Origin of the sequence: Paracraurococcus lichenis (genome assembly GCF_030657435.1) — a bacterium.
Classification (GTDB): Bacteria; Pseudomonadota; Alphaproteobacteria; order Acetobacterales; family Acetobacteraceae; genus Paracraurococcus; species Paracraurococcus lichenis.
On record NZ_JAUTWS010000152.1, the window covers coordinates 1 to 7,294 of the forward strand.

10 protein-coding genes are annotated in these 7,294 nt (G+C 65.3%); 5 read left to right on the top strand and 5 right to left on the bottom strand.

What is annotated here, in order from left to right; translation table 11 throughout:
- The coding region (locus Q7A36_RS37320; protein ID WP_305108866.1) for a transglycosylase SLT domain-containing protein at positions 1–1,171 on the top strand (1,171 nt) is incomplete at its 5' end.
- Between the two features lie 494 nt (positions 1,172–1,665).
- On the opposite strand, the gene Q7A36_RS37325 is transcribed toward Q7A36_RS37320, so the two are convergent.
- The 5 genes from Q7A36_RS37325 to Q7A36_RS37345 all read right to left on the bottom strand — a co-directional run bounded on the left by Q7A36_RS37325 (position 1,666) and on the right by Q7A36_RS37345 (position 5,105).
- The gene (locus Q7A36_RS37325; protein ID WP_305108867.1) at positions 1,666–2,412 is read right to left on the bottom strand and encodes a ParA family protein; all 747 of its coding nucleotides are present in this window, start codon (positions 2,410–2,412) and stop codon (positions 1,666–1,668) included.
- A 208-nt stretch (positions 2,413–2,620) separates the two neighbouring features.
- Positions 2,621–3,583, bottom strand: a complete 963-nt coding sequence (locus Q7A36_RS37330) for a replication protein RepA (protein ID WP_305108868.1) — start codon at positions 3,581–3,583, stop codon at positions 2,621–2,623.
- A gap of 420 nt (positions 3,584–4,003) precedes the next feature.
- Positions 4,004–4,462, bottom strand: a complete 459-nt coding sequence (locus tag Q7A36_RS37335; RefSeq protein WP_305108869.1) for a hypothetical protein — start codon at positions 4,460–4,462, stop codon at positions 4,004–4,006.
- Complete coding sequence (locus Q7A36_RS37340) at positions 4,462–4,725, bottom strand: hypothetical protein (protein ID WP_305108870.1); 264 nt, start codon at positions 4,723–4,725, stop codon at positions 4,462–4,464. Before Q7A36_RS37340 ends, Q7A36_RS37335 begins: the two co-directional genes overlap by 1 nt.
- A 14-nt stretch (positions 4,726–4,739) precedes the next feature.
- Positions 4,740–5,105 carry a hypothetical protein gene (locus Q7A36_RS37345; RefSeq protein WP_305108871.1) on the bottom strand — a complete coding sequence of 122 codons (366 nt, stop codon included), beginning with the start codon at positions 5,103–5,105 and terminating at the stop codon, positions 4,740–4,742.
- A 177-nt stretch (positions 5,106–5,282) separates the two neighbouring features.
- Between Q7A36_RS37345 and Q7A36_RS37350 the strand changes: the two genes are divergently transcribed.
- The 4 genes from Q7A36_RS37350 to Q7A36_RS37365 all read left to right on the top strand — a co-directional run bounded on the left by Q7A36_RS37350 (position 5,283) and on the right by Q7A36_RS37365 (position 6,409).
- Complete coding sequence (locus tag Q7A36_RS37350) at positions 5,283–5,471, top strand: hypothetical protein (protein WP_305108872.1); 189 nt, start codon at positions 5,283–5,285, stop codon at positions 5,469–5,471.
- Positions 5,468–5,764, top strand: a complete 297-nt coding sequence (locus tag Q7A36_RS37355; protein WP_305108873.1) for a hypothetical protein — start codon at positions 5,468–5,470, stop codon at positions 5,762–5,764. The genes Q7A36_RS37350 and Q7A36_RS37355 overlap by 4 nt, the downstream gene beginning before the upstream one ends.
- Positions 5,761–6,024, top strand: a complete 264-nt coding sequence (locus Q7A36_RS37360; RefSeq protein WP_305108874.1) for a hypothetical protein — start codon at positions 5,761–5,763, stop codon at positions 6,022–6,024. The genes Q7A36_RS37355 and Q7A36_RS37360 overlap by 4 nt, the downstream gene beginning before the upstream one ends.
- Positions 6,025–6,130: 106 nt before the next feature.
- Positions 6,131–6,409 (top strand): hypothetical protein, encoded by a 279-nt coding sequence (locus tag Q7A36_RS37365; RefSeq protein WP_305108875.1) that lies wholly within the window; start codon positions 6,131–6,133, stop codon positions 6,407–6,409.
- The last annotated feature ends 885 nt before the right edge of the window (positions 6,410–7,294 follow it).

Below are 7,294 nucleotides of genomic sequence, written 5' to 3' on the forward strand. Positions count from 1 at the left end.
CTCGACCGCTGTGCGGGCGGCAGGAGAGGGCTCGGTGGAGGCGGCGCGGGGCGTGGCAGCCCGACTGCATGCCTACAGCCAGGCATCCGGGATGCGGCCGGTTGCGGTGATCCCGGACGCGCCGGCGGGCACTCAGCATGTCCCGGCCATGCGCGTGGCCAGCGGCAGCACAGGGAGTGATTCATACGCCGGGTTGGCGGTGGAAGCTGCGGAGCGGTTCGGCGTCAGCGCCGAGTTCATGCACGCGACCCGCATGCAGGAGAGCGGAGGGCGGGCCAACGCGCGCAGCGATACTGGCGCAACAGGGCTCTACCAGTTCACCTCAGCAACTTGGAATGGCATAGTTCAGCGACATGCCAACGAATTGCGCGCGTCTGGCGTGGAGCCCATCGCGCTCGATCGCAGCAACCGCGGCGGCTCGAATGATCCTCGGCTTGAGCCGCGGGCCAACACGATGGCCATGGCGCTGCTGACGCGCGACAACCAGCGCACCCTCGGCACCAACGATCCGGCGGCGCTCTACCTGGCGCACTTTAGTGGCCCGCAGATGGCCAAGGCCGTGATGAAGGCCCGCGCCAGTGGGCAGGGGAGCGGCAATGCCATGGCGTTGGCGAGCCCGGAACTGCGCAGCCAACTTGCCGGCAGCGCGACTAACAGGAGCGTCGTGAGGGGCCAGTCGGCCGACAGCCTCTATGACAAGGCGCAGCAGATGATGGAGCGCGGCAGTCAGCGTGCCGCCGAAGCTGCTGCCCGCGCCCTAGCCGTGCCGTCGTCGCCTGTACAACCGGTGCCGTCCATTGCGCAGCCGAACGCGTCGCAGTCGGTGCCAAGGATTGTCAGCGGCATTGAGGAAGAGCCGACGCTACGCCCGGCAAACACGCAGCCGGTCATCAGTCCGTTCGCAATACCGCCATCGCCGGAGGTGAAGGGGACAACCATTGGCGGCAACGCGCCCGGAACAGCTTTGCCGGAAGCGGAACAGCGCCGAGCGGAGCGTGCGGCAGTAGACGCTGCGGGCGGATCGCAGAAGGTCAGCGTCTCCAATAATGTTTCGTTCGAGCCGTTAAATATCAATCTGACGAATGAGCGGACTGGCGAGACGCAACAAATTTCGCATATGCCACAAACTACTGTTCCGGCAGCGCGAGGATTAGGAACAGCGTTGGCGTAATCAATGCTCTTGGCCAGATCTCTACACGGGCCCGGTTGGCACTGATCATCCGGGCTGTCGGGGGTGCACCTACAATAAGGCCTCTTCCTGCGGCCAAGGCCGCAGAAGGGCTGCCCTTACGCTTGGGTAGGGGGCCGGCCAGGGCTGAGGGTGGGATGCCTTTCGCTACTCCCGATCCGCATAGCGGCTCAGCAGCCAATCTGTCGCCTCGGCCATCAGTTCGTGTGTCGGTCGTCCGGTCCGCAGGGAAGTGGTCCGCAAGGAGAGCCACTTGTCGCGAGGCAGATAGAAGGTCACTGCTCGCTTCCCCTGCCGGCTCGGCGCGACCGTAGCCGCCTCGGTCGAAGCTGGCGGTGCGGGTGTTGCCTCCGGCGCATCCAGCGCTTCCTCCTGTAAACTGAGCGGCTTACGGGCTGCTGGATACGTCACCGGCTGACGTTTTGTGGTCATGTGGTCATCGCCTCATGTGGTAAAACGGTTATGTGGTTTTTCGGTCAAGCGGTAACCACCCGTTTCGGTCGAGCGGTTTTGCGGGCTTTAGGTGGTGCGGCGATAGCCACTTCAGGCATTGCAGGCATCTTGTTATTGGGTTGTGTGGTAGTTCGGGCTTGCTGGTGTTCGGGTATGCCAACCTGACCACAAAGCCAGGACCACAGCGCCTCGATCTCCTGCGCAGCCTTTCCGCCTGGCTCCCACTCGGTGACGGTCTTCGCTTCCGTGTAGGCGTTGGAGAACGCCTGCCGGCGGTGGATTCGGACGGGGCAGACCCCAATGCCGTTCGACGCGAGCGATGCCGCGGCCTCGTCTCCGGACGGGTGATTGGGTGGCACGGCATTCAGGACCACAAAGGCTGGGCGCCCGGCGCGGGAGGCCGCCTCCAAGCTTTCTCCAATGGCTTCTAGGTCGATCAGGTCCGGGCGCGCCGGAACGAGGACAATGTCTGCCACCCGGGCCGCGTCCTCCGCCGCCTTGTTGGCGTGTGGAGCGGTGTCGATAACGGCCAGGGTCCGGTCTTGCTTCGCCGCGCTCGTCAGGGCGGCCGGCAGCCTAGGGGCATGGGCATCGACAACATCCGGTGGAACCCCGTCGCGTCGGGCGCCCCATTTCCCGGCCGAAGCCTGGGGGTCAAGGTCGAAGAGAACCGTCTGATACCCGTGTTGCTCCGCCAGCGCCGATAGGCTCACGGCGAGAGTGGTTTTGCCAGCTCCACCTTTCTGACTGATCACGGCAACTGCCTTCATGGAACCCCCCGATCCCCCATTTCGGTCCTGACAGCTTGCGGGAATCGGGCATTGCGGACAAGCGGCGTTCGCCGCAAGAGGCAAAGTGGCTAACGCCACGCCACCACATGAAGGAACGACCACATGACCACACTCTGGCCTTGCTAGAGTAGCTTGCTGCTGTCTTGGCCGATTATCGTCGGGGCAGGTGGGGGGAGAACTCCGGCCGCTATGCTGAGCCGAGGGCAACCAACCGGGGCGCGACCGGCGGACGGGACGGGTACAGGATCAATCCCGCCTCCTCGACATGTACGGTCGCCTCCGGATAGGCGACCACCGCCGGGGCGAGAGCCTTCCGGAACTCCCGCTTGAAGTTGCTGAGCTCGCCGTAAGCACCGTTACCGAACTGCTCCCGTAGCGCCGCCCATCGGATTGGGGTGGGCCGGTCGAGTGTATGCAGCCGGTAGGCGAGCCAAATGTAGATGTCGAGGCTGACGGAGCGGTCGGCCAGCTCGCGCAGCGCGGCCTCTCGCAGCGGAACGGGATGCTGGCGCAGCACCTCGTAGAACACCTCGTCCAGAACCACCCGATCTTCCCACAAGGAGGGTTGGTGCTCGTCGCCGCTGCGGGCATGGAAGCGGAGGCCAGAGCGGACAAACCCACCCTTGTCGTAGCCTTTGGCTGTTTCGCCCTGCCAATCGAACCGAAGGGTGCAAGCCGCGATCCGTGCCGCCTGCTCACGCAATGTCCGGCCAGTCTCGCCACCCCAGGACAGGCCCATCCTCCCGAGCCAATTCCGCATGCTGCGACCTAGCTCGACTTCCCGGCTACCAGTGCGGATTGCTTGGGTTTGGAGGTAGAGCAGGATCATGCGGGCCCGCGCACCATAGGGCACGCCGATGAAGCGGGGCGTGCTCTCGCCCTTGCGACCCGGCCCGTGCCCTGGCGTCACGGTCAGCGTCACCCGATGCCCAGCTTTGGTCCAAATGGCGTTATCAGCCAGACGCTTGTGCGGCAAACCAGTGAGGCAGAACCCGGAATAGGTGATGCCGATCCGGCCGTCTTCGTCTGCAAGCACTTCGGCCGCGATGTCGACGAGGCGGCGTTGCTCGGGTTCGACCATGGCTCGCGCCTGCTCGCGCCCGTGCACCAGGACCAGATGCCGCACTCCCTGGTCGGCGTTGTCAGCCATGCCCGCCTCCATCGACGATCCGGACCATCGCGGCCGGGCAGCAGCGGCGTCAACGGGGGGATAACTCCGCCGAGCTAGTCGAGAGGTAGTTGAGGTAAGTTAGTAGAGTCCCGTAGCGGTCCCCCCGGGATAACCCCGATTCTCCGGAGTTCTCCCCCCAAGCAGCCGGAGTTCTCCCCCCGGGATATCTGCCCAGCCTGTGGATTGCCGGGCGTGCAGGTTATTCCCCCGCCTCAGCGCGAATCGGTTGTGCGTTGTTCGATTGCGAGGGTCCACGAAACCGAAGCCAGCTTCCGTTTTGTCCCAATCAGCACGGCGCAGACGCCGCGCATACCGTTGCATAGATGACCGTGCAGATCCTGACGCCAACCACACCGCTCGGAGGTCGGGCTCGCCCCACCTCCGCCGCGGCCAGGGCCATCACGCCCGCCTCCTGTGATCCGCCAGCCGCGCCACGCCGGCCGGCAGCTGCTGGCGAAGACACGCCGGTACCACAGCGTCATCGTAGTGCCGAGCCTCGAGGGCGAGGGCGGACAGGGTCTCGGCGATACTCGCCACCCGCTCGGCATCACCGGCCGCGTCGGCGAGCTCGTCGGACAGCCGCACCAGCCGCGCCGAAAGGCTGTTGCCACCACGGGTGATCTGGCGATGGACCGCCAGCCCATGCGCCGCGAGCCCGTCCAGCAGGTCCCGCGCCGCGTCACGTGCCTCGCCAGGGTGCAACGCCGCCGTGACGGTGAAGCCGTTGCCAAGATCGTCGTGAACCACCTCGTAGCGGCCAAGCCAACAATCGCCGCTGTCACGGACGGACGCGTTCCGACCCACGACGGTGCCAAGGACTTCGCCTATTGTGTCGAGCACGAATGGAGAGGCGGCCATCAGTGAAGCTCCTCCCGGCTGGCGGGGGAGGGGATCGCAACCACCGCCAGGGCGTAGGCGGCCTGGTGCCCCTGGGCGACGTGCCGCATGCCGAGGACGCGGCAGGTGCACAGCAACGCCTCGGTGGTCCGGCTGCGGGCGAGGCTAGTGGCCAGCCGCAGCCGGGCCGCGATGCAGCCCTCCTCCGTCTGGAGATCCAAGCCAGCGATCGCGGCCGGCACATGAGCCCGGGAGAGGGCGGCGAGATGCTGCATTTCGAACATGGTGCGGCCCTCCTTCACGCTGCGATCGGGAGAGGGAAGGCAAAGGCCGCGTAGACCTCCGCCGCGGCGGCGCGCTCGGCCGCGTCATGCTCGGGCGCGTAGCTCTGGGGCACGCTGGCGACCAGCGATACGAAGGCCAGGACGGCACCGAAGGCCGCATCCTCGGTCACGCCATCGGCGAGGGGGAGCCACTCGCCATCCCGCATGTGGACAGCGGCGCGGAAGACATCACCGTCGTGACGGATGTCGCAGCAGCGAATGCCGCTGATCACCATGACCGTCACCGACGGGTTGCGCGGGGAAGGAGCGTCAATGATGGTGACGCCTTTGGTTGCGACGAGACGCGCCCTGGCGGGTTGGTCTACAGAGATGAAAGCCACGGTCCTGCTCCTGAGGCGGGGTTGTGGTTAGGGCCGGTGGGGCGGGTGGAGCCGCCTTGCTGGCCCGCCTTTGGGGGTGGAGCCCCGCCGGCAGACATAATGTATGCCATGTATGCGTTAAGGGTCAATGGCATATATGCTGTTGACATATTCGGCATATATGCCTATAATGCCGTCATGACTGAGCCCAAGTCGGAACGAATAATCACGCCGCTGCCGAAGTCGCTGGTCGATGCCATCGACGACTATCGGTTCACGAACCGCTTGCCCTCGCGAGCGGAGGCGATGCGACGCATTCTGGAGGCCGGACTGGCTGCACTCGGCGCACCAGATCCGCGCGGCAGCAAGCCAGACAGCGGCGCATGACCACCCCGGACGAGCCAGAAGTTACAGGCCGGCTGCGGCGAGCCCTGGAGGCCTTCCAAAAGGCTCAGGGCATGCTGCTGACCGCTCATCGCGGGCTGAAGGGGCAACCGGCTGCCGAGGTCGACCGCTTCTGGATGGCACAGGGGCGTCGCATCGAGCAGCAGCTGCACGCCACCGCGTCTGAAGCCGTCGCCGCCTTCAAGGCATTCTCCGCCGCCGGCCTGGTCGCCAGCGCAGCCGACCGCCACCTGGTCAACGAGGCGCAGCGACTTCTCGCCGAAGGTGGCCGATGACCCAGGACCAGCCTCCGAAGGCCAAGCTCACTTCCGCCGAGCAGCGCCAGCGCCGCGAGGATCGGCTCATAACCATACGGCTCCGCATGGCGATCGGCCGCTATCTCGATGACCGCGGCATCACCACGCCGGCCGCGATCGGCGAGGCGATCGGGATGCCGGCGAAGGAGGCACAGGCGCTGATGACGCGGCACCGCTGGCATGAGGGCGACGTGCCGGCGCTCCAGGCCATCGCAGCGCGGCTCGGGCTGCCAACATGACGGAGCGGGCCAGGATCCGGCTCGACAACAGGTAGGGCGAGGGGAGCCAATCCGCTGGTGACCGGCGGCTACGAATGTGTATCGTTCGAACCGAAGGAGACAGCCGGTGCCGGATTTCCTCGCCAATGACTTCGGTGCCATCGCCCGCGCCATGCGGCCCGAGGTAGCGGTGTCATCCAAGGTGGTGCTGCATTTCCGGTATCTGCTCACGTCTCTGACGAGCGAATACGAAAGCGTCGACGCCGCGGTTGCAGATGCCTATGAACTCTGGACGGACCTGATGACCGATCCGGAGCGCATCGCCGCCGCCGACGGTACCGTGTTGATGGACCGAGACGCTTTGATTGAAGCGATCACGCGCTACGCTGAGGGAATGCCGATTTAACCCGCCTCAAAGGAGAGAGGGGACCATTCGGTCCCAGCCCGCCGCCCACGTTCCCGCCCGACTACATGATCGTGCAACGCGGACCGAGCCCCTTCCGGCTCCCTATGGAAGACTACTCCACCTTTTCAGCATTCCGAAACCGCATCGGCCGCGTTGCGTTCGCCAGCCTGATCGGAGGGGGGAGTGCCTTCTCCGGTTGCAAAGGGGCCGTCCCGCGTGGGGAAGACACGGGGCGGCCCCAGCGACATGGATGATACCGACATGACCGAGCCCGCCGAAATCCGGCTAGACCTCGCTGACGTCCTGGCCGAGCTTTTCCTCGGCGCGATGGCGCGCGAGGTCGAGATGGATGAGGACGACGAAGAGGACGCATGACCACGCGCCCACAGCCTGTACCGTCACCACTTCCGTCGTAGCTACTACGGAGGCCATCAAATAGGTGACGTCGCCAAAGCTGGGCATATGGAGTCACGCGTGCCCAGGCCGACTTTCCGCATCCACCATGGTCACCAACTACGTATTTGATGGCCTGAGTAGTAAAACCAACGCTGATGGCAGCGCGTTGGCCTGTCCGACCGGCGAGGTAGTGACTTTTGCAAGACAGTGAGCCGAAAGGCCAAGCGTGACCGAAGCCGAAGCTCGCGCTCTGCTGGAGCCGCAGCAGGGCTTGGAAGGCTGGATTGCCAAGCAACTTTGGTTTCAAACCCCAACCGGGTGGGAGGTAGTGCCGCGCCTGGGAGGCTGGCGCTTCCAAGTGGAGCCAATGCCACTTGGCCTACAACTGCGCGCTTGGCCGCTAGGAGACGAACGGCTGGCCGAATGGCGAGTACCTAACTTTTCGCCAGCGTAGAAGCTCAGCCTGCATCCGGTTCTGGCTCCTTTTTT

What these genes read in the sequence shown, in the direction of transcription:
- Q7A36_RS37325 (WP_305108867.1), bottom strand. Translation starts at nt 2,412, where the DNA reads ATGAAGGCAGTTGCCGTGATCAGTCAGAAAGGTGGAGCTGGCAAAACC.
- Q7A36_RS37330 (WP_305108868.1), bottom strand. Translation starts at nt 3,583, where the DNA reads ATGGCTGACAACGCCGACCAGGGAGTGCGGCATCTGGTCCTGGTGCAC.
- Q7A36_RS37335 (WP_305108869.1), bottom strand. Translation starts at nt 4,462, where the DNA reads ATGGCCGCCTCTCCATTCGTGCTCGACACAATAGGCGAAGTCCTTGGC.
- Q7A36_RS37340 (WP_305108870.1), bottom strand. Translation starts at nt 4,725, where the DNA reads ATGTTCGAAATGCAGCATCTCGCCGCCCTCTCCCGGGCTCATGTGCCG.
- Q7A36_RS37350 (WP_305108872.1), top strand. Translation starts at nt 5,283, where the DNA reads ATGACTGAGCCCAAGTCGGAACGAATAATCACGCCGCTGCCGAAGTCG.
- Q7A36_RS37355 (WP_305108873.1), top strand. Translation starts at nt 5,468, where the DNA reads ATGACCACCCCGGACGAGCCAGAAGTTACAGGCCGGCTGCGGCGAGCC.
- Q7A36_RS37360 (WP_305108874.1), top strand. Translation starts at nt 5,761, where the DNA reads ATGACCCAGGACCAGCCTCCGAAGGCCAAGCTCACTTCCGCCGAGCAG.